Origin of the sequence: Bradyrhizobium sp. SZCCHNGR1005 (assembly GCF_032489995.1) — a bacterium.
Lineage (GTDB): Bacteria > Pseudomonadota > Alphaproteobacteria > Rhizobiales > Xanthobacteraceae > Bradyrhizobium.
In genome coordinates, this window is record NZ_JAUEZC010000001.1 from 1,313,026 (window position 1) to 1,334,610 (window position 21,585).

At 64.5% G+C, this 21,585-nt stretch carries 16 protein-coding genes; 13 read left to right on the forward strand and 3 right to left on the reverse strand.

What is annotated here, in order from left to right:
* Position 1: 1 nt before the first annotated feature.
* Positions 2-940, forward strand: a complete 939-nt coding sequence (locus QXZ85_RS05995) for a 1-phosphofructokinase family hexose kinase (RefSeq protein ID WP_315767207.1) — start codon at positions 2-4, stop codon at positions 938-940.
* Here the strand turns inward: QXZ85_RS05995 and QXZ85_RS06000 are convergent.
* The gene (locus tag QXZ85_RS06000) at positions 900-2,042 is read right to left on the reverse strand and encodes an SbmA/BacA-like family transporter (protein ID WP_315701184.1); all 1,143 of its coding nucleotides are present in this window, start codon (positions 2,040-2,042) and stop codon (positions 900-902) included. The two genes, QXZ85_RS05995 and QXZ85_RS06000, sit on opposite strands and share 41 nt — an antisense overlap.
* 270 nt (positions 2,043-2,312) lie before the next feature.
* Here QXZ85_RS06000 and ppsA point away from each other — a divergent pair, with 270 nt between their 5' ends.
* A complete protein-coding gene (ppsA, locus tag QXZ85_RS06005) occupies positions 2,313-4,784 on the forward strand; it encodes a phosphoenolpyruvate synthase (protein ID WP_315767206.1) in 2,472 nt (823 codons plus the stop codon).
* A gap of 167 nt (positions 4,785-4,951) precedes the next feature.
* Positions 4,952-6,478 (forward strand): Do family serine endopeptidase, encoded by a 1,527-nt coding sequence (locus QXZ85_RS06010; protein WP_315767205.1) that lies wholly within the window; start codon positions 4,952-4,954, stop codon positions 6,476-6,478.
* A gap of 98 nt (positions 6,479-6,576) precedes the next feature.
* On the opposite strand, the gene QXZ85_RS06015 is transcribed toward QXZ85_RS06010, so the two are convergent.
* Entirely contained in the window at positions 6,577-8,013 is a 1,437-nt protein-coding gene (locus QXZ85_RS06015) for a lysophospholipase (protein WP_315767204.1), read from the reverse strand.
* Positions 8,014-8,184: 171 nt separating this feature from the next.
* Positions 8,185-9,210: a histone deacetylase family protein gene (locus tag QXZ85_RS06020; RefSeq protein WP_315750956.1), complete on the reverse strand. Its 1,026-nt coding sequence runs from the start codon at positions 9,208-9,210 to the stop codon at positions 8,185-8,187.
* A gap of 232 nt (positions 9,211-9,442) precedes the next feature.
* On the opposite strand from QXZ85_RS06020, the gene QXZ85_RS06025 reads away from it, so the two are divergent.
* The 10 genes from QXZ85_RS06025 to QXZ85_RS06070 all read left to right on the forward strand — a co-directional run bounded on the left by QXZ85_RS06025 (position 9,443) and on the right by QXZ85_RS06070 (position 21,532).
* Entirely contained in the window at positions 9,443-10,219 is a 777-nt protein-coding gene (locus QXZ85_RS06025; RefSeq protein ID WP_315742980.1) for a class II aldolase/adducin family protein, read from the forward strand.
* Positions 10,220-10,482: 263 nt separating this feature from the next.
* Positions 10,483-11,820 carry an MFS transporter gene (locus QXZ85_RS06030; RefSeq protein WP_315750954.1) on the forward strand — a complete coding sequence of 446 codons (1,338 nt, stop codon included), beginning with the start codon at positions 10,483-10,485 and terminating at the stop codon, positions 11,818-11,820.
* Between the two features lie 429 nt (positions 11,821-12,249).
* A complete protein-coding gene (locus QXZ85_RS06035) occupies positions 12,250-13,155 on the forward strand; it encodes a LysR substrate-binding domain-containing protein (RefSeq protein WP_315742985.1) in 906 nt (301 codons plus the stop codon).
* A gap of 135 nt (positions 13,156-13,290) precedes the next feature.
* Positions 13,291-14,235, forward strand: a complete 945-nt coding sequence (gene kdgD, locus QXZ85_RS06040) for a 5-dehydro-4-deoxyglucarate dehydratase (protein ID WP_315750953.1) — start codon at positions 13,291-13,293, stop codon at positions 14,233-14,235.
* Between the two features lie 175 nt (positions 14,236-14,410).
* Positions 14,411-15,766 (forward strand): glucarate dehydratase, encoded by a 1,356-nt coding sequence (gene gudD / locus QXZ85_RS06045; protein ID WP_315767203.1) that lies wholly within the window; start codon positions 14,411-14,413, stop codon positions 15,764-15,766.
* A 54-nt stretch (positions 15,767-15,820) separates the two neighbouring features.
* Positions 15,821-17,269, forward strand: coding sequence for an aldehyde dehydrogenase family protein (locus tag QXZ85_RS06050; RefSeq protein WP_315750949.1), 1,449 nt, complete (start codon positions 15,821-15,823; stop codon positions 17,267-17,269).
* A gap of 259 nt (positions 17,270-17,528) precedes the next feature.
* Entirely contained in the window at positions 17,529-19,070 is a 1,542-nt protein-coding gene (gene garD / locus QXZ85_RS06055; protein WP_316173251.1) for a galactarate dehydratase, read from the forward strand.
* Positions 19,071-19,136: 66 nt separating this feature from the next.
* On the forward strand, positions 19,137-19,937 hold the full coding sequence (locus QXZ85_RS06060) for a class II aldolase/adducin family protein (protein ID WP_316173249.1): 801 nt from the start codon (positions 19,137-19,139) through the stop codon (positions 19,935-19,937).
* Positions 19,938-19,970: 33 nt separating this feature from the next.
* A complete protein-coding gene (locus QXZ85_RS06065; protein WP_315701196.1) occupies positions 19,971-20,504 on the forward strand; it encodes a putative immunity protein in 534 nt (177 codons plus the stop codon).
* Between the two features lie 467 nt (positions 20,505-20,971).
* Entirely contained in the window at positions 20,972-21,532 is a 561-nt protein-coding gene (locus QXZ85_RS06070; protein WP_315701197.1) for a hypothetical protein, read from the forward strand.
* Positions 21,533-21,585: the final 53 nt, after the last annotated feature.

Consider the following 21,585-nt stretch of genomic DNA (forward strand, 5'->3'; position numbering starts at 1 on the left):
CATGAGCAACATCGTTACGATCACGCCGAACCCCGCGGTCGACCTCTCGACGGTGGTCGAGAAGATCGTGCCGGTGATGAAGCTGCGCGGCACCACGCAGCGGCGCGACCCCGGTGGCGGCGGCATCAATGTCGCGCGTGTCATCACCCGGTTCGGGGGCGACGTCACCGCGGTCTACCCGGTCGGCGGCGCGACCGGTGCCCTGCTCAACAAGCTGGTCGCGCGTGAGGGTGTCGCCAGCCTGACATTTCCGACAGCCGACGAGACCCGCGAGGATTTCTTCGTGCAGGAAGCTGCGACCGGGCAGCCCTACCGCTTCATCCTGCCGGGCCCGACGCTCGACGAGCGCGAGTGGCAGGCGGGGCTCGCGCTGCTGACCGCGCTCGAGCCATTTCCCCGTTATGTCATCGGCAGCGGCAGCCTGCCGCATGGTGTGCCCATCGACTTCTATGGCCGGGTGGCGAAGCTCGCGCGTGAGCGCGGGGCGAGGTTCATCCTCGATACGTCCGGGCCGGCGCTGGCCGCCGCCGCAGAGGCGGGAGTCGACCTGATCAAGCCGTCATTGCGCGAAATGCGCGAACTCGCCGGGGGCGAGCTCGCCGATGCGGCGCAATGGGAGACCGCGGCGCGTGCGCTGGTTCACAGCGGCAAGGTTGGGACGGTGGCGCTCACCATGGGCCATCTTGGTGCGGTCCTGGTCACGCGCGACCTCGTACTGCGCGCCCGGCCGCTTGCGATCACGCCGGTCAGCGCGGTCGGCGCCGGTGACAGCTTTCTCGGCGCTCTCGTCGCCAAGCTCGCCGCGGGGGCTGCAATCGACGACGCCTTCCGCTGGGCCGTTGCCGCCGGTGCTGCGGCGCTCCTGCATCCCGGCACGGCGCTGTGCGATCCAATTGACGTCAGCCGTCTCGCCGGAGAGGTACAGTTGCAGGCGGCGTGACATCACTACAGCCGGCATCGGCCGCTGCACCGTGATGGTTGAGGCGGTCGAGCGACAGCAGCAATCCGCCGACCCGCTGCAGCGAGGAGATCCAGTCGGCGACGCGGCCGTAATTGTCGACCAGCCAATTGAACGAGCCCTGCACCAACGTGAAGGCCGCCGCTGCCTGTGTCAGCTCACCGAGTGTGATCGAGCCGTTGAGGAACTTCGGCGCGCACAGCACGAGCCCGATGATCGGCGCCAGCAGCGAGTTGGTGTGCGACACCAGCGTCGTGCGCACAAGCTGCCAGCACAACCGCTTCCATTGCTTGATGACGTGGTGCAGCGCTTGCCAGAGCCCGCTGATGACGCCAGGAGCCAATTGCTTCGGCGTCACGCCTTCGCCGATGTCACGGAGCAGATGCGCCGCGGTGATCAGCTCGGCCTCGGCCTGATCCTTGGTCTGGATCACACGCGTCAGCGGCGAACCGACCAAGATCATCGCCCCGGTGACGAGGCCGGAATAGACCACCACGCTCACGACGAGATAGCCGGGGATCCAGAACCGATGGCCCGACAGGCTGAACGAGATCGATCCACCGACCTCCCACAGCACCTGGATGAAGATGATCGCGGTGAGAAGCGAGGAGATCACGCCGAGCGCGAAATCGACCGGCGCATCGGTCGCGACCCTGACATCCTGGGCGATCCGATATTCCGGTATCTTCTGGTCGCCCTGCACGGCGGCGAGCCGCGCGTAGCGCTCGTTCTCGACCCAATAGTTGGTCACCTTCTTCGTCAGCCACTCCCGCCAATTGCGTTGCATGGTCATGCGGCCCCACACTGAAGTAACGGCGAGCACGACGCTGCTGGCGCAGAGCGGGACCAACAAATAGGCCTGATGACGCAAGCGCGCCGGATCGCGGCTGTCCAGCGCGTCGAAGAAATCCCTGTTCCAATAATTGAAGCGGAACTGGACGTAGAGCTGGAGCACGACAACGACCACCAGGGCGGCGCATAGGACCCACACGCGCCAAGCCGCCGGCCCGCACCAGAAGCGCCGGGCGGTGAGCCAGAACCGCGACCATTCGCGATTGGCGTCCTCCTCGATGTCTTCGGGCATCATGGCTCGTTGCGATCCGTGCCGCGATGAACCCTGACAGCGGACGTCATCGCATTATCCTTCTTCAGCATGCATCGTGCGCGAGCGGGCAGGTCGGTGAAGATACGCTAACGTCATTTCGTTGACATGCCCTTTCTCCTCCCACTCCCTTTCTCTTCGCGCTCATAGTGTTAGAGCCTATCATTCGCACCGGCTTGATCCTCCGCAAGGCACTCCTCCCGCGACCCGGCAAACTGTTCCGATGACGCTGCAGTGCGGGAGAACTGGCGAATGACGGCAATTCAAACTGCCCCTGACTATATCCGTTGGTTCAAGGACCTCCGCATTGAGGATGTGCCCCTGGTCGGCGGCAAGACCGCCTCGCTCGGCGAGCTCTATTCGGCGCTGGCGCCGCAGGGTGTTCGGGTACCCAACGGCTTTGCCATCACGGCCGCGGCCTATCGCGACGCTTTGCGCGAGAGCGGGGCCGACGACGAGCTTCGCAAGCTGCTCGACGGCCTCGACAAGCGCCGTATCGCCGATCTCGCCAAGCGCGCGGCCAAGGCGCGCGCGATCGTCTATGACGCAACCGATCGTGCCGATTTGCGCAAGGAGGTCAACGAGGCCTATCGCCTGCTCGAGCAGGAATATGGCAGGGCGGCAGCCGTCGCGGTCCGCAGCTCGGCCACTGCGGAGGACCTGCCCAATGCAAGCTTTGCCGGCCAGCATGACAGCTTCCTGAACATCCGCGGTACGAAAGACCTGTTCGAGACCTGCCGGCGCTGCTTCGCCTCGCTGTTCACCGATCGCGCGATCTCCTATCGCATCGACAACGGCTTCGATCACTTCAAGGTGGCGTTGTCGGTCGCGATCATGAAGATGGTGCGTTCCGACATCGCCGCGAGCGGCGTCATCTTCACGCTCGACACCGAAAGCGGCTTCCGCGACGTCGCGTTCATCACCGGCGCTTACGGCCTTGGCGAGAACGTCGTGCAAGGCGCGGTCGATCCGGACGAATTCTATGTGCACAAGCCGACCTTCAACGCGGGATTCCGTGCCGTGCTGTCGCGCCGGCTCGGCGCCAAGGAAAAGCGCATGGTCTATGCCAAGACCGATGCGAAGACCGGTGCCAAGACGAAGACACATGGCACGACCACGCGCAACGTCGCGACGCCGCCGTCCGAGCGCAGCCAGTTCTGCATCTCCGATGCCGACGTGCTCGAACTCGCGCGGGCAGCCATCGTCGTCGAAAATCACTATTCGCAAAAGGCCGGCCGGCCGACGCCGATGGATGTCGAATGGGCCAAGGACGGCAACGACGGCGCACTCTACATCATCCAGGCCCGGCCGGAGACGGTGGCCTCGCGGCGCACGCCCGATGCGCTGGAAACCTACGCGCTGAAAAAGCCCGGCAAGGCGATCGCGACCGGGCGCGCCGTCGGCGAGAAGATCGCCGCGGGCAAGATCCGCCTGGTCAAAAGCGAACGCGACCTGCGCGCCTTCCGCCCCGGCGAGGTGCTGGTGGCGACCTCGACCAGCCCGGACTGGGAGCCGGTAATGAAGACGGCCGCCGCGATCGTCACCGATCATGGCGGCCGCACCTGCCATGCGGCGATCATCGCCCGCGAGCTCGGTGTCCCTGCCGTGGTCGGCACCGAGAACTTCAGCAAGCACGCAAAGACCGGCACGACCGTGACCGTCTGCTGCGCCGAAGGCGACGTCGGCCACGTCTATGACGGGGCATTGCCGTTCGAAGTGACCAAGGTCGCGATCGACACGCTGCAGAGACCGCGCACGGAGATCATGGTCAATCTCGGCAATCCCGAAGTCGCATTCAAGACCGCGATGATGCCAAATGCGGGCGTTGGCCTTGCGCGCATGGAATTCATCATCAACCAGCACATCGGCATCCACCCGATGGCGCTCGCCACACCCGACAAGGTCAATTCCGCGAAGGACCGCAAGACCATCCAGAACCTCACCGCGCGCTACAAGGCACCGGCGGATTTCTTCGTCGAACGGCTGTCCGAAGGCGTCGGCACCATCGCGGCCGCGTTCTACCCGCATCCGGTGATCGTGCGGCTGTCGGACTTCAAGACCAACGAATATGCGAGCCTCATTGCCGGGCGCGATTTCGAGCCTAAAGAAGAGAATCCGATGCTCGGCTTCCGCGGCGCCTCGCGCTATGCGCACCCCGCCTATGCAGCTGGCTTTGCACTCGAATGCGCGGCGCTGCGGCGCGTGCGTGACGTGATGGGGCTGACCAATCTGAAGATCATGATTCCGTTCTGCCGCCGGGTGGACGAAGCACGCAAAGTCATCGAGACCATGGCCGGACACGGCCTCGAGCGCGGCGAAGGTGGCCTCGAGATTTTCATGATGTGCGAAATTCCGAACAACGTCATCCTGATCGATCAGTTCGCCAAGCTGTTCGACGGCTTTTCGATCGGCTCCAACGACCTGACCCAGCTGACGCTCGGCGTCGACCGCGACTCCGACATCGTGGCCTTCGATTTCGACGAGCGCGATCCCGGCATGCTGAAGATGCTCACGCTCGCGGTCGAAGGCGCCAAGCGCAACCGCCGCCATGTCGGCATCTGCGGCGAGGCGCCGGCGAACTATCCGGAGATCGCGCGCTTCCTCACCGAGCTCGGCATCGACTCCATCAGCGTCAATCCCGCCAGCGTGTTGCGCACCATGGAGATCGTGCGCGAAGCCGAGCGGGAATTGGCCGCCCGCGCTCCACAGGCGCTGGCGAGCTGACGTCCGCGCCTGGTCACGCGCGGCAAGAACTTGATGACGGCAACCTGATTACGGCGAATTAATTCCGCGGACAGGATCAATTAATTCGCCCGACAGGACACCGTAATCCCGTCGTTGTACCTCCGAAGCGGGGCAGTTGAGCTTTCGCATTTCGGAGAGAGACGATCATGACAGATACCAATCAGCCACCCCGCCGCAGGCCGTTTGCCAAGCGCCGGCTGGCCCTGCTCGGCTCGGTCGCCATTATCGGCGCCGGCGTGATGCTGGCCGGCCCGCTCGCCACCGGACACTTCACCGAGAGCGCATTCGCAGCCACGCCCACAGCGCAATCCGAACAGGGACCGCGTGGTTTTGCCGACCTCGTCAGCAAGGTGAAGCCCGCCGTGATCTCGGTGCGGGTGCGCATCGATGAAGCCTCCGACGGCAACGTGCTCAGCCGCAATGACGAGCTTCCGGACCTGCAACCCTTCATGAACGGGACCCCGTTCGAGAAATTCTTTCGCCGCTACGGCAACGGCAACGGTCCGCAGATGCAGGGGCATCAGCTGATCACCGGCCTCGGCTCAGGCTTCTTCATCTCCGCTGACGGCTATGCAGTCACCAACAATCACGTCGTCGATCATGCCAAGTCGGTCGAAGTCACCACCGACGACGGTCAGACCTACACCGCCAAGGTGATCGGCACCGATCCCAAGACCGATCTCGCCCTCATCAAGGTCGATGGCAACCACAACTTCGCCCATGTCGATTTCGAGACCCAGATGCCGCGTGTCGGCGACTGGGTGGTCGCGGTCGGCAATCCCTACGGCCTCGGCGGTACGGTCACGGCCGGCATCGTCTCCGCCGAAGGGCGCGACATTGGCAACGGTCCCTATGACGACTACATCCAGATCGACGCGCCGATCAACAAGGGCAATTCCGGTGGCCCGACCTTCGACGTCAACGGCAATGTGGTCGGCGTCAATACCGCGATCTACTCGCCGTCCGGCGGATCGGTCGGCATCGGCTTCGACATTCCCGCCGCCACCGCCAAGCAGGTGATCGCGCAGCTGAAGGACAAGGGCACTGTGACGCGCGCCTGGCTTGGCGTGCAGGTGCAGCCGGTCACCGCAGGGATCGCAGAGAGTATCGGCATGAAGAACGCCGCGGGCGCCCTGGTCGATGAGGCCCAGCCGGACACGCCAGCCGCGCAGGCAGGCATCCAGGCAGGCGATGTGATCACCGCGGTCAACGGCAACGCAATCAAGGACTCCCGCACGCTGGCCCGCGAGATCTCCGGCATGAGCCCCGGGACCAGCGTCAAGCTCGACATCCTGCGCAAGGGTGAACCCAAGAGCATCAACGTCACCCTGGCGACAATGCCCGGCGAGCAGAAGCAGGCCAACGCGAGCGAGCATGAGAACGGATCAGTTCCCGGCCTGCCGCATCTCGGCCTGTCGGTTGCGCCGGCGGATCAGGTCGCGGGCGCCGGCAGCAAGGGCGTCGTGATCACGGCGGTGGATCCGGACGGCCCGGGCGCCGAACACGGGCTGAAATCCGGCGACGTTATCCTCGATGTCGGCGGCAAGAGCGTCGCCAATGTATCCGATCTGCGCAATGCGCTGTCCACGGCGAAGTCGGACGGCAAGCATGACGTGCTGATCCGGGTCAAGACCGCCGACAACACTCACTTCGTGGCGGTGCCGATCGGCTGATCGGCATGACCCTGCAAGCCCGTCGCGGTGCTTCCTTCAAGACCGCGGCGGGCTCGGCTTGTTGTCTGCCCACGACTTGTCTGCCGCGATCCGATCCGTCACAACGCCGATTTGAACCAGTCGAGCACGGTCGAGTTGCCGCCCACCACGTCGCCTTCACCGTACAAGCTCGCCAGGAACGTGCCACGATGGCTGGCGCCGGCAACTGAGACGCCTTGCATGAAGTGGCCGTTCGCCGCGAGCGACATCTTCACCAGCCGTGGCGGCAGCGCCTCGTCAGCCGCGCCATAGTAGAATCGCATCGGCGCGTCATAATCCCAAAAGGTCGTGCTGTTGGCGGCGAGGTGACGCAGGAAGCGGCTGTTGGTCTCGTGGGTGAAGCGGTCGAAGAAGCCGTCGACCAAAAGGTCCGGTGGCTGTGGCACCGCTCGGCTGAAGGCGTCATCCATGCTGTAGTCGGACCAGTACTTCTCTGCCAGCGCGATGTGCTGCGGCTTGATCGCGGTCTTGAACAGATCGGTGAGCCGATACTGCAGGCGATAGCTTCCGAGCAGGATGATGACGCAGGGCGTGATCCAGATCGGCGGCTTCGGATAGGCGCTGTCGGCCGACGGGTCGGCGCCGGCCGTGACCCAATAGCGCATCGACTCCGGAAGATTGTTGAACGGGCTCTGCGCCGCGCTGGCCGCCACCTTCACGCGTCGCCGCTGCAGCTCCTGCCGCAGCCACTGCGTGTTCAACGCGCCCTGCGACCAGCCGTTGAGGAACAGCGCTCTCTTGCGAAAGCCGAGCTGGTCGAGCGCCAAAAGACCTGCGTTCAGCACGTCCAGGCAGCACTGCACCGTGGCATCTTTTACGGCATAAGCTTCGCCGCGGCCGTCCCGATACGGCCCCTTGCCGAGATAATCGGCTGCGATCAGCGCAAAACCGTTCCCGACCAGTCGCTGAATGTTGAACAAGGTCTCGATCGAATCGACGTTGTCGCGCAGCTCGTAGTTCGGATCCGCCAGCTTGATGAGATTGGACGGGACCTGATCGAAGGACAGGATGGTGCCATGCTGCCATGATACCACCGGCAGCGGACCTTTGTGATCGGCGGGCAGCGCGAGCAGGCCGCTGACCTTGACGCGCTCGCCCGTCTCGGGAACACGGGTGAAGGTGGTGAGCCGCCGCAGCTCGACATCGACGCGCGCCCCCTGCTTGTCAGCGGAGAATGGCGGGAGGATGTTGTGCTCGTTGAACACCGCATGGAATTTTGCCGCAAGAGCGTCGAGCCGATCCTTGGCCACACGGACCGGACGGCCGAGGCCGGCGCCGCTTGATGCCTGCGGTCGGGCGACAGCAGGACCGCCTGGGATGGACAGCGCGGCTGCGCCAAAGGCCAGGCTTGCCGACGTCAATAGGCGCCGGCGGGAGAGCTGTCCCGCCATTGCTGCAAGCCCGAACTCCTGCTCGGGAAGTCCGACGCTTGGATCGGCTGCTACGATGTCAGCGTTGGCACGACACCGATCGTGCCCCGTCATTTGCCGCTTCATGCTTTCCCTCCGAACAGAATCAGACGGAAGGTAGTCCGCAAAGACTAGCAGTTGCTAAACGCGGAGTGATGGGACCGAAGCTCAAGCGTCTCGGCACAAACGTCCCACCACCGCGAATGATTCTCGATAGGCCGCCCGCGGCTGCGATCCGACGAACCGAGAGCGGTTCCCTCACCTTGCCTCCTCGAATCCCGCCAGCACTGCGGTGAGATTCTGGCCGAGAATATCCGAGAGATAGCCGCCCTCCTGCACGAACACCGTGGGCAGCCCCAGCCGCGCGATATCAGCCCCAATGCGTTTGAAACCGGGCGTGGTGACGGTAAGGCCGGCGAGCGGATCGTGCTCGGAAGCATCGAGCCCGAGCGCCACCACCAGCGCGCCCGGCGCGAAGGCGCGGATGGTCTTGTCCGCATCTCCCAGCACCGCCATGTAACCGTCATCGCCGGTCTTCAGCGGCAGCGGAATGTTGAGATTGGCGCCTAAGCCGGCGCCTTCGCCGCGCTCATGCGCATAGCCCCACACGAACGGATAGTAAAAGGTGGGATCGGCGTGGATCGATACCGTCAGCACATCGCCGCGATCGTAGAAGATGCCCTGCGTGCCGTTGCCGTGATGCACGTCGACATCGAGGATCGCGACGCGCTCATGGGTGAGACGCAGATGCGCGGCGGCAATAGCGCTGTTGTTCATGAAACAGAAGCCGGAGGCGATATCGCGATAGGCATGATGGCCCGGCGGACGACACAGCGCATAGACGGCGTCTTCACCATCCATCACCAGCTGCGCCGCCGTGGTCGCAATGTCCGTCGCCGCGCAGGCGCCGGCCCAGGTGCCGGGACCGATCGGCGCGGAGGTGTCGGTGGTGTGCCAACCGAGCCGTCCGACGATATGGGTCGGATAGGTGCCGGCGTTACGCACCGGGTGCATGTTCGGGATCATCTCTGACCCGGAATCGCCGAGCGCCGCCCAGGCGTCCCACGCCTCCTCCAGAAACCTCAGATATTCGGGACTGTGCACGCGCGCACGTGGCCCCTGGCCGAAATTGATCGGCGCGACCAGTTCGTGGCTGCCGGCCTTCAGGCCTGCCAGCAGACGATCCGCACGTTCGGGCTGTTCGGTGGTGCGCTTGACCACACCGCGCACCAGGTAGAATTGCGGATCGTGGCTGCGATGCAGCTCGCTGTAGACGGCCTTCACCTGACATCACTCCTGTTTGAGAGATGGCGAATTGTGCACGCGCGAACGGACAGCACAAGCGCAGACCGCCAAATCCTTGGCGGCCTCCGTGGCGAGACTTCCATCGCGCGGAACAATGCCCGCGCTTCCGCCGCATTCGACTAACTCCTATGCGCCGGCTGTCGACAGTTTGAGCTTGCCCGTCCGCCGCCCCTGAACGAAAGTTCGGGCAACCGGCACAAGGACAAGCCAGATGATGACCACGCATGTGAAGCCCGAGACCCTGACGGATGCGAACAGGCAGGCGCGCGTCGATCTCGCCGCCGCCTACCGCCTGATCCACCGGCTCGGCATGGATGACAGCATCTACACCCACATCTCGGTCCGGCTTCCCGGCACCCATGACCGCTTCCTGATCAATCCCTATGGCATGCGCTTCGAGGAGGTCACAGCCTCCAACCTCGTCACTGTCGACATCGAGGGCAAGGTGACCGACGATCCGCTCGGACTCGGCATCAATCCGGCGGGCTTCACCATCCACAGCGCGATTCACATGGCTCGCCCCGACGTCGCCTGCGTGCTGCACACCCACACCGTTGCCGGCGTCGCCGTGTCGTCGCTGAAATGCGGGCTGCTGCCGCTCAATCAATGGTCACTGCAGTTCGCTCATCGCGTCGCCTATCACGACTTCGAAGGCATCGCCCTCGACCTCGACGAGCGGTCGCGCCTGATCAACGATCTCGGCGACAAGTACGTGCTGGTGCTGCGCAACCACGGCCTGCTGACCTGCGGCCGCTCGGTCGCGGAAGCCTTCAAGCTGATGCATAACCTGGAGCGCTCCTGCAAGGCGCAGCTTGCGATCCAGGCATCCGGCGCCGAGATCAACCACGTGTCGGACAACATCGCTCGCCACACCGCCGAGCAATATGCCAAGGGCTACGACAAGCTGGAGCAGGAAGGCCGGCCGGACAGCGAATGGGCCGCATTCAAGCGCATGCTGGAGAAGACCGATCCGGACTATGTGAACTGACACGATCGCCAGCTTCGTCGCCAAGCGTGATGGCCGGGCTTAGCCCGGCCATTTGCGTTTCTGCCCGCGCCTCACAGCCCCGACGCACCTCGCGCACGACGTTCATCGGCGGCGCTGGACACGCATGATGTGATCCAACTTTTAGGCGGCTGCAAACCGATCGATACAAAATTTGTATCGATCGATACAGGCTTCGGCTTGGACCGGCGGCCTGCGCCTCTCTAGACAGGCCAAAGAGGAAAAAATCCAGGGAGGTGTTGCGCATGAGCGCAATTGTGTCGGTGGCCGAGGCGCGACGATCGCGGGTCAGGCTGTTCATCGTAACCATGCTGTTCCTGGTCACGACCGTCAATTACGCCGACCGGGCAACACTCTCGATCGCGGGTTCTGCGCTCTCCAAGGAACTGCATCTCGATCCGGTCGCGATGGGCTACGTGTTCTCCGCCTTCGGCTGGTCCTATGTGATCGCGCAGGTGCCGGGCGGCTGGCTGCTCGACCGCTTCGGTTCGCGCTGGGTCTACGCCATCAGCATCCTCACCTGGTCGGTATTCACGATGCTGCAGGGCTGGATCGGCTTCTTGAGCGGCGGCGCGGCCGTGACGATGCTGTTTGCCCTGCGTTTCCTGGTCGGCTTCGCCGAGGCGCCCTCCTTCCCGGCCAATGCCCGCATCGTCGCCGCCTGGTTTCCCAGCAATGAGCGCGGCACCGCCTCGGCCTTCTTCAATTCGGGCCAGTATTTCGCGACCGTGATCTTCGCCCCGCTCATGGGCTGGATCGCGCATGAGTTCGGCTGGCGCCATGTCTTCACCGTCATGGGCTCGCTCGGGCTCGTGATGGGCGCGCTCTGGATCAAGACCATGTACGACCCGAAGGAGCACCCGGCAGTCAACGAGGCCGAACTCGACTACATCCGCCAGGGCGGCGCGCTGGTCGATCTGGATGGCGCCAAGGAAGCCAAGTCCGCGTCGAGTGGACCTGGCTGGTCGCATATCTGCCAGCTGCTCAGCAACCGGATGATGCTCGGCGTCTATATCGGCCAGTACTGCATCAACACCCTGACCTATTTCTTCCTGACCTGGTTCCCGGTCTATCTCGTCAAGGAGCGCGGGCTGTCGATCCTGCAGGCCGGCTTCGTCGCCACGCTGCCGGCGCTGTGCGGCTTCATCGGTGGCGTGCTCGGCGGCTTCATCTCCGATGCCATCCTGCGCAGGACCGGATCGCTGACGCTGGCGCGCAAGATCCCGATCGTCGGCGGCATGCTGCTGTCGATGGCGATCATCGGCTGCAACTATGCCGAAGGCCAGGCGCTGGTGGTCGGCCTGATGGCGCTGGCCTTCTTCGGCAAGGGCATCGGTGCGCTCGGCTGGGCGGTCGTCTCCGACACCTCGCCGAAGGAAGCCGGCGGCGTCTCCGGCGGCCTGTTCAATTCCTTCGGCAATCTCTCCAGCATCACCACGCCGATCGTGATCGGCTACATCCTGGCCGCCACCGGCTCCTTCAACGGCGCCCTGGTCTTCGTCGGCCTTAACGCGCTGGTCGCGGCGATCGCCTATCTCTTTATCGTCGGCAAGATCGAGCGAGTCCAATTGCGAACCTCCTGAGCACCTCGCGTGGGTGGCTCACCTTCAACGGCGGCCTCGGCCGCCGTTTTTTTTTGCGCGCGCCGTGCATCGTATCAAATGGTATCGCAACCGCAGTCCGCTCCCCTCCCCCAGCGGGGAAGGGTTGGGGAGTGGGGGTCCCCACGCGCGGACCGTCGTGAGTATCTCCGATATTGCAATTCATCGGTACGGACGCGCGAGAACAAGACCGCAGCCGTCGCTGAGCCGAATGACTCATCGATCGGGATACTGATTGAATGCGCGCGCTCTCTCATATCGAGCGCGACTCGTGGACCCCCACCCCCGACCCCTCCCCGCAAGGGGGAGGGGTCCGACCGCCATCGGCGCACTTCTCCCCACATTTTCACCCGGTGTGATCAATGCTAATGCGCGTTCCGCACCAGCTCGATCCATGCCAGGGAGGCATCGATGTTCGATCTCAACCAGCTCCGCTGCTTCGTCACGGTGGCCGAGGAGCTGCATTTCGGCCGCGCGGCCGCCAGGCTGAACATGACCCAGCCGCCGCTCAGCCGGCAGATCCAGGTGCTCGAGCACATCATCGACGCCGCATTGCTCGAGCGCACCAGCCGCTCGGTGAAGCTGACGCCGGCCGGGCGCAGCTTCCTGCCCGAAGCGCGGCGCATTCTGAAAATGGCGGAAAGCGCGGCGCAGGTGGCGCACCGGATCGCCCGCGGCAAGAGCGGCTCGCTCAAGATCGGCTTCACCGCCGCTGCCGCTTACGGCTTCATGCCGGAGCTACTGGCTGCCTGCCGAACGCGACTGCCGGAGGCCGACCTGTCGCTGAAGGAAATGGTCTCCGGCGACCAGATCGAGGCGCTCGCCTCGGGACAGATCGACGCCGGCCTGCTGCGGCCACCGATCGCACGCCCGGAATTCGCGACCAAGCGGGTCGTCGCCGAGCAGTTGCTCGCCGCAGTGCCGCGGCGCCATCGTCTCGCCTCGGCCGAAAGCGTCTCGATCAAGGATTTCGACGACCAGCCCTTCATCATGTATTCGCCGTCGGAAGCGCGCTATTTCCACGATCTGCTGGTGGCGCAGTTCATGCGCGCCGAGGTGCTGCCGCGCTACGTCCAGCACCTGAGCCAGATCCACTCCATCCTGTCGATGGTGCGCGCCGGGCTGGGCGTCGCGATCGTCCCGCAGGCAGCGAGCAGCCTGAAGATCGCCGACGTGAAACTGCGCCCGCTGAAGCTGCGCAATGCCGCTCCAGTCGAGCTCTTCATGGTTTGGCGGCGCGAGCACGACAACCCGTTGCTGCCCGCCTTGGTCGACATCGCAGGCAGTCTTGCGACCCTGCAGCACGGCGAGGATTGATGCCGATCCGACATCGATCGATACCGTGATTGGCTTGGACCGGCATCGGACTTGGCCTTAACGAAAGGCCTGAAGGACGCGATGTCTGGTGCGAAAGTTCTGCGTCCGTTACGGATTTCCCAAAGGAGCGGCGCGATGAGCAAGATGACCCCAAAGGAGATGGCAGCGCAGATCGGCAGCGGCCTGCTCTCCTTCCCCGTGACGCCGTTCAAGGCGGACTATTCCTTCGACGAGGCGACCTATCGTTCCAACATGGACTGGCTGTGCGGCTATGACGTCGCCGGCCTGTTCGCCGCCGGCGGCACCGGCGAGTTCTTCTCGCTCACCGCAGCCGAGGTCCCGCAGGTCGTGAAAGTCGCGGTCGAGGAAACCAAAGGCCGCGTGCCCGTGCTCGCCGGCACCGGCTATGGCACCGCGATCGCGCGCGAGATCGCGCTTGGTGCCGAGAGGGCCGGCGCCGACGGTCTGTTGCTGCTGCCACCCTATCTGATGCATTCCGAGCAGGAGGGCCTCGCCGCCCATGTCGAGGCCATCTGCGCCTCCGTGAAGATCGGTGTCATCGTCTACAACCGCGACAACGCGATTCTGCAGCCGGACACGCTGGCAAAGCTGTGCGAGCGCTGCCCGAACCTGGTCGGCTACAAGGACGGAATCGGCGACATCGAACTGATGACCCGGGTCTATTCCAAGCTCGGCGACCGCCTGACCTATATCGGCGGCCTGCCGACGGCCGAGACCTTCGCCCTGCCCTATCTCGACATGGGCGTCACGACATATTCATCGGCTGTGTTCAACTTCGTGCCGGAATTCGCAACCCAGTTCTACGCCGCCGTGCGCCGGCGCGATCATGAGGCGATCCATGCGGGGCTGAAGGATTTCATCCTGCCGCTGATCGCGATCCGCAATCGCAAGAAGGGCTATGCGGTCTCGATCATCAAGGCCGGCATGAAGGTGATCGACCGCGATTCCGGTCCGGTGCGTCCGCCGCTGACCGATCTGACGGAGGCGGAAATGGCGGAGTTGACCGCGCTGGTGGCGAAGTTGCCGAACGCGCTGCCGGCGCGGCAGGCGGCTGAGTAATTTCAGTGTCATTCCGGGGCAAGGCCGTAAGGCCTTGAACCCGGAATCTCGACATTCATGGAAAAGAATTGATGGAAGAGAAAAGACGCAAGCCAATCTCGAGATTCCGGGTTCAGCCCTGACGGGCTGCCCCGGAATGACGATGGTACTAACAAGGCGGCCAAAGGAGGAGCAGATGATCCAGGATACCGTCCGCACCGGGTTCACCGGCGCGCCGGTCGTGACCGCGATGGAGGTGATCCCGGTCGCCGGCCGCGATAGCATGCTCCTCAACTTAAGCGGCGCGCACGCGCCATTCTTCACCCGCAACCTCGTCATCCTCACCGACAATGCCGGCCACACCGGGGTCGGTGAGGTGCCAGGCGGCGAGAAGATCCGAAAGACGCTGGAAGATGCGCGCGACCTGATCGTCGGCCAGACGATCGGCGCCTGCAACAACATCCTGGCGGCGATGCGCGAAAAATTTGCCGATCGCGATGCCGGCGGCCGCGGCAAGCAGACCTTCGATCTGCGCGTGACGATCCACGCGGTGACGGCCGTGGAATCCGCGCTGCTCGACCTGCTCGGCCAGCATCTCGGGCTGCCGGTCGCAGCGCTGCTCGGCGAAGGCCAGCAGCGCGCCACCGTCGAGGTGCTCGGCTATCTCTTCTTCATCGGCGACCGCACCAGGACCGATCTTCCCTACGCCACCGGCGAAGGCGAAAAGGATGGCTGGTTCAGGCTGCGCCACCAGCAGGCGATGACGCCGGACACCGTCGTGCAGCTCGCCGAGGCCGCGCGCGACGCTTACGGCTTCGCCGACTTCAAGCTGAAGGGCGGCGTGCTCGAGGGTGCAGCCGAGATCGAGGCGGTCACCGCGCTTGCCAAGCGCTTCCCCGATGCGCGCGTGACGCTCGATCCCAACGGCGCCTGGTCGCTCGATGAGGCGATCCGGCTGTGCAAGGACATGCACGGCATCCTCGCCTATGCCGAGGACCCCTGCGGCGCCGAGGCGGGCTTCTCGGGTCGCGAGATCATGGCCGAATTCCGCCGCGCGACCGGACTGCCGACTGCAACCAACATGATCGCCACGGACTGGCGACAACTTGGCCATGCGCTGCGGCTGGGCGCGGTCGATATCCCACTGGCCGATCCCCATTTCTGGACTCTGCAGGGCTCGGTGCGAGTGGCGCAGACCTGCAGGGACAACGGGCTGACCTGGGGCTCGCATTCCAACAACCATTTCGACATTTCGCTGGCGATGTTCACCCATGTTGGTGCGGCCGCCCCCGGCAAGGTGACAGCGATCGACACCCATTGGATCTGGCAGGACGGCCAGGGGTTGACCAAGGAACCGCTGTTGATCAAGGGCGGCAAGATCGCCGTTCCCGAACGCCCCGGCCTCGGCGTCGAGATCGATCGCGCCGCCATCGAAAAGGCCCATGCGCTCTACAAGCAACATGGGCTTGGCGCCCGCGATGACGCGATCGCAATGCAGTACCTCATCCCCGGCTGGACGTTTGACGACAAACGGCCCTGTCTCGTGCGTTAACGCATTTGATGGGGTAAGGTGCCCGTCCAATCGCGCAACTTCTCGGAGAACAACATGAACGCGATCTTGAAGAATTTCATTGCCGGCGAATGGGTCGACGGCAGCGGCGCCACGCGCAACATCAATCCTTCCAACACCAATGATGTCGTCGGCGAATATGCCAAGGCCGACAAGGCGCAGACCGAGAAGGCGATCGCCGCCGCCAAGGCCGCTTTCCCGGCCTGGTCGCGTTCGACCCCGCAGGAGCGGTACGACGCGCTCAACAAGGTCTCGGCCGAGATCCTCTCCCGCAAGGAAGAGCTCGGCCGGTTGCTGGCGCGCGAAGAGGGCAAGACGCTGCCCGAAGGCATCGGCGAGGTCGCCCGTGCCGGACAGATCTTCGCATTCTTTGCCGGCGAAGCGCTGCGGCTCACCGGCGAGAAAGGTCCGTCGGTGCGACCAAGCATCGAGGTCGAGATCGTCCGCGAGCCGGTCGGCGTGGTCGGCCTGATCACGCCCTGGAATTTCCCGATCGCGATTCCCGCCTGGAAGATCGCGCCGGCGCTCTGCTACGGCAACACCGTCGTATTTAAGCCGGCCGAGCTCGTGCCCGGCTCGGCACACGCACTCTCCGAGATCATCGCGCGCTCCGGCATCCCTGCCGGTGTCTTCAATCTGGTGGTCGGCTCCGGCTCGGTGGTGGGCCAGACCCTGCTCGAACATCCCGACGTCAGCGCGATCTCCTTCACCGGCTCGGTCGCGACGGGGCGCAGAATCGCGCAGGCCTGCGTGACCTCGGATCCCCTGAAGAAATTCCAGCTCGAGATGGGCGGCAAGAATCCGATGATCGTGCTCGACGACGCCGACCTCAAGGTCGCGGTCGAAGCCTGCGTCAATGGCTCCTATTTCTCCACCGGCCAGCGTTGCACGGCCTCTTCGCGCCTGATCGTGACCGACGGCATCCATGACAAGTTCGTCGCGGCGATGACCGAGCGGCTCAAGGGCCTCGTGGTCGACGACGCCGTGAAGCAGGGCACCCATATCGGCCCGGTCGTCGACCAGAACCAGCTCGAGCAGGATCAGCGCTACCTCAAGATCGGCCAGGACGAAGGCGCCAAGCTCACCTGGGGCGGCGAGCTGCTCAACCGCGAGACTCCCGGCTTCTACATGCAGCCGGCGCTGTTCACCGAAGTCAGCAACAGCATGCGCATCGCGCGGGAGGAGATCTTCGGGCCGGTTGCCGCGGTGATCCGCGCCAAGACCTACGACGAGGCGCTTGCGATCGCCAACGACACGCCGTTCGGTTTGGCAGCCGGCATCTGCACCTCGAGCCTGAAGTACTCGTCGCACTTCAAGCGCAACAGCGAGGCCGGCATGGTGATGGTCAATCTGCCGACCGCCGGCGTCGACTATCACGTGCCGTTCGGCGGCCGCAAAGGCTCGAGCTATGGCGCCCGCGAGCAGGGCTCCTACGCGCGCGAGTTCTACACCACGGTCAAGACGGCCTACACCTATCCGGTGTGAGCCGCTGACACGCTTCGTCATTGCGAGGAGCCGAAGGCGACGAAGCAATCCAGACTTTCTTTTAGAGCCTGGATTGCTTCCGCCGTCGCCCTTCGGGCTAGGGTGGACAAGCCGCTTCGCTCGCAATGACGAAAATTCAAGTCAGATCTGTAGGGTGGGCAAAGGCGCGCAGCGCCGTGCCCACCGGCCGGATTGACCGACAAGGCGGTGGGCACGCTTCGCTTTGCCCACCCTACGAGTTAGTCCGAAGGGAGCAGGCATGAAACATCAGACAGTCGCGGCGGCGGAGCCGCGCTATATCAAGCTCAACGCGCGCGACAATGTCGCGATCGTCGTCAATGATTTCGGCCTGCCTGCCGGCACCAGATTTCCCGACGGCCTGGAGCTGAAAAGCTTCGTGCCGCAGGGTCACAAGACCGCGCTGGTCGATATCGGCCAGGGCCAGCCCATCGTCCGCTACGGCGAAATCATCGGCACCGCCAAATCGCCGATCGCGGCCGGCGAGTGGGTCGACGAGGCCCGCATCGAGATGCCCGAGGCGCCTGCCCTGGACAAGCTCGAGATCGCAACCGCCGTGCCAGCCCCGTTGCCCCCGCTCGAAGGCTACACCTTCGAGGGCTATCGCAATGCCGACGGCTCGGTCGGCACCAAGAACGTGCTGGGCATCTCGACCTCGGTGCAATGCGTCAAGGGGACGCTGGAATTCGCGATCAAGCGGATCAAGAACGAGCTGCTTCCCAAATATCCCAACGTCGATGACGTCGTCGGCCTGACCCACGCCTATGGCTGCGGTGTCGCCATCACCGCGCCCGATGCCGTGGTGCCGATCCGCACCCTGCAGAACCTCGCGCAAAACCCGAACTTTGGCGGCGAGATCCTGGTGGTCGGCCTCGGCTGCGAGAAGCTCGCGCCGGAGCGGCTGGTGCCCGAAGGCGTCGATAATGCGATCGTGCGCATGCAGGACGAAGCCTTCGACGGCTTCGGTGCCATCGTCGATGCGATCATGACCCAGGCCGACGCACGGCTCGCTCAGCTCAACACGCGCAAGCGCGAGACCTGCCCCGCGTCCGACCTCGTGATCGGCCTGCAATGCGGCGGCAGCGACGCGTTCTCGGGCGTGACCGCCAATCCGGCCGTGGGCTTTGCCGCCGACCTCCTGGTGCGGGCCGGCGCGACCGTGATGTTCTCCGAAGTCACCGAGGTCCGCGACGCGATCCAGCTCTTGACCCGGCGCGCCATCAACGAGGAGGTCGGCCGCGCGCTGGTGCGCGAGATGGCGTGGTATGACGCCTACCTCGCCCGCGGCGGCGCCGACCGCAGCGCCAACACCACGCCCGGCAACAAGAAGGGCGGCCTCGCCAACATCGTCGAGAAGTCACTCGGCTCGATCGTCAAGTCCGGCTCCAGCCCGATCGCGGGCGTGCTGGCTCCGGGTGAGAAGGCGCGGCAGAAGGGCATGCTGTTCGCGGCGACGCCTGCCTCCGACTTCATCTGCGGGACGCTGCAGCTCGCCTCCGGCATCACCCTGCAGGTGTTCACCACCGGCCGCGGCACGCCCTACGGTCTCGCCGCCGCGCCGGTGATCAAGGTCGCGACCCGCAGCGAGCTGGCGCGGCGCTGGAAGGACCTGATCGACTTCGACGCCGGGCGCATCGCGACCGGGGAGATGACGATCGAGGAGACCGGCTGGGAGCTGTTCAAACTGATCCTCGATGTCGCCTCCGGCCGGACCAAGCCATGGTCGGACCGCTGGGGCATCCATAACGACCTCACCCTGTTCAATCCCGCACCGGTGACGTAAGCCATTGGCGCGTATGCTCAGAGGGTCGAAGCCAATTCGGCGAGCACACACAGTCGGAGCGATCAGATGCACAGGATCAGCCACCTTGCTGCCGTCGCCATCACTTTGCTGCTTCTGACCGCCCCTCCATCGCACGCGCAGGAGACTATTCCCAACGTCCCGCACGAACTGCTCGACGACATCGTGGTCGGCAGCCGCATCCTTGCCGATCTCGGCGTGGTCGACGGTTTCGGCCATGTCAGCGTGCGCAACCCGGCCAATCCGTCGCATTTCCTGATGTCGCGTTCGCTCGCGCCGGCACTGGTGACCGCCAACGACATCATGGAGTTCGACGAGAATGGCGAGCCGGTCGACGCGCGCGGCCGCACCGTCTTCCTCGAGCGCTTCATTCACGCCGCCATCTACCGGGCGCGGCCGGATGTGATGGCGGTCGTGCACACCCATTCGCCGGGCGTGATTCCGTTTTCGGTCAGCAAGACCCCGCTACGCCCACTGTTCCACAACGCCGCCTTCCTGGCCGCGGGCGCGCCGGTCTGGGACATCGGCAAGGAGTTCGGCCCCACCAACATGCTGGTGAGCAACAACGCCATCGGCAACGCGCTGGCGACTGCACTCGGCAACAAATCGATCGTGCTGATGCGCGGCCACGGCGATGTCGCGGTCGGCTCCGCGGTGAAGGTCGCGGTGTTCCGCGCCTATTACACCGACGTCAATGCCAAGCTGCAAGCCCAGGCGATCGGACTCGGCAGCGAGGTCACCTATCTCAGTCCGGAGGAAGGCGCCAAGGCCGACGCCGTCAACATGGTGATCATGGACCGGGTCTGGAACCTCTGGAAGCTGCGGGTGCAGGCCTTGATGGGCAAGTAGTACGAATTGCGACGCCCTCGTGGAGTGCAATCAATGGACGATCTTCCGCCCGCGATCGAATTGACGATGACCGATCTTTGTCACATCGCGGGATGGGCGGCGGATTGCGCGGAACGCGCGCTTCCGATTTTTGAAGCGCTCGCGCCAAACGACGCTCGTCCGCGGGATGCCATTGACGGTGCCAAAGTTTTTGCGCGAAGCGGCGTGCGAACGGCAAATCTGCGGAAGCTCGCTTGGGCCGCCCAATCAGCCGCGAAAGAGGTCGATGAGCCTTCAGCCGCTGCGGCAGCTCGGGCAGCTTCGACTGCTGCTGCAACGGCCTACACACATCCGATTGCGACATCGCACCAAACAAGTCACATTTTGAGCCCGGCCGCCTACGCCGCGCACGCCAGCGCCCTTTCCGCAAGCGACGGGTCCGACAAGGGAGATGCCGAGGTTCGCTGGGCCATTTCGCATGCATCACCCGAAGTCAGGGAGCTGGTTCAGCGATTTCCGCCTCGCCCTCGTAGCAAGGGCAAGCTCCACGCATTGCTCTATCAGCTCGACGCAGGATTGCGGGAATAGCCCCATACATCATCGACGCTTGTCATCACCATAGAACCAGCAATATTAACCAGCCGCCAGTATCTCCATTTCAGAACGCATCCGATAAAGGCCGCAGGTTGGCCGCTCTCGGCGGCAGCAATCCAGAGAGCCGATCAGGCAGCGGCGGGGACGGCTGCGGCCTTCCAGTTCCAGGGCAGCATCTCGACGATCCCGCTGGCCGAGTGATCGGGCCCGCGAGCACGTCGGCCAGCCAGATCGATGCGACCGGCACATCGATAGTGTGGTGAGACGGTCCTCGGCGGGCGTGACGAACCCCCTCGCGAGCGGTATAAGCTCGATGAATCATTGTCGTTTTTTCGCCGCCTTTCCGCCGTCACCCTGCTTGCAATAGCTCTGCCGACTGGCCCAACCTTCGTCCGATGTGGTCCCGCTCCTTCATGCCTTCGTACATTGATCGGTTCCTTGATCGCTTCTCCGGCCGGTCGATGCTCCTCGCGGGCGTCCTGGTTCTCGCCACGCCTGTGCTGGCCCAGACGCCCACCCCGGCCTCGACGGCGCCGGAGGTCGCCCCGGACATCGACCTCTACGCTTTGATGTCCGGCACCTGCCGTACGCTCAAGGTCGACGGCCAGGATTACCCGTGCAAGGCGGTCGCCTTCTTCCATAGCGAAAAGGGGCGCGCCCACTTCACGGTCGCGCTCGACGATCCGGCCGATCAAAGCCACATCATCGCGTTTTCCGGCCTTCATGGCCACCGCTCGCGGACCCAGCAGGAACTCTATGAGCTGCCGGTCGACCGGATGCTGCTGAACTCCAAGGACCGGCCGAAGGTCGATGGCATCCCGGTGCCAGCAGCAGAGACCTCGGCCGGCGTCTGCCGCCAGATCGGCAATTTCGCCGCGCTGCAGGTCGCAAGCGTGACCTGTCAGGCAACGGATCGCTCCGGCCGCGCCTATGAACTGCAATTCGTCTCCGACGGCGCGCCGATCACGCTGCGCCGCGTGCGCCAGACCGCGCCGAACATCCAGAGCGATCCGTATCGATAGCATTTGCGCAGGCCAGCCAGTCCGGTCGTGGGCAGATTGCCGGCCGTCGTCTC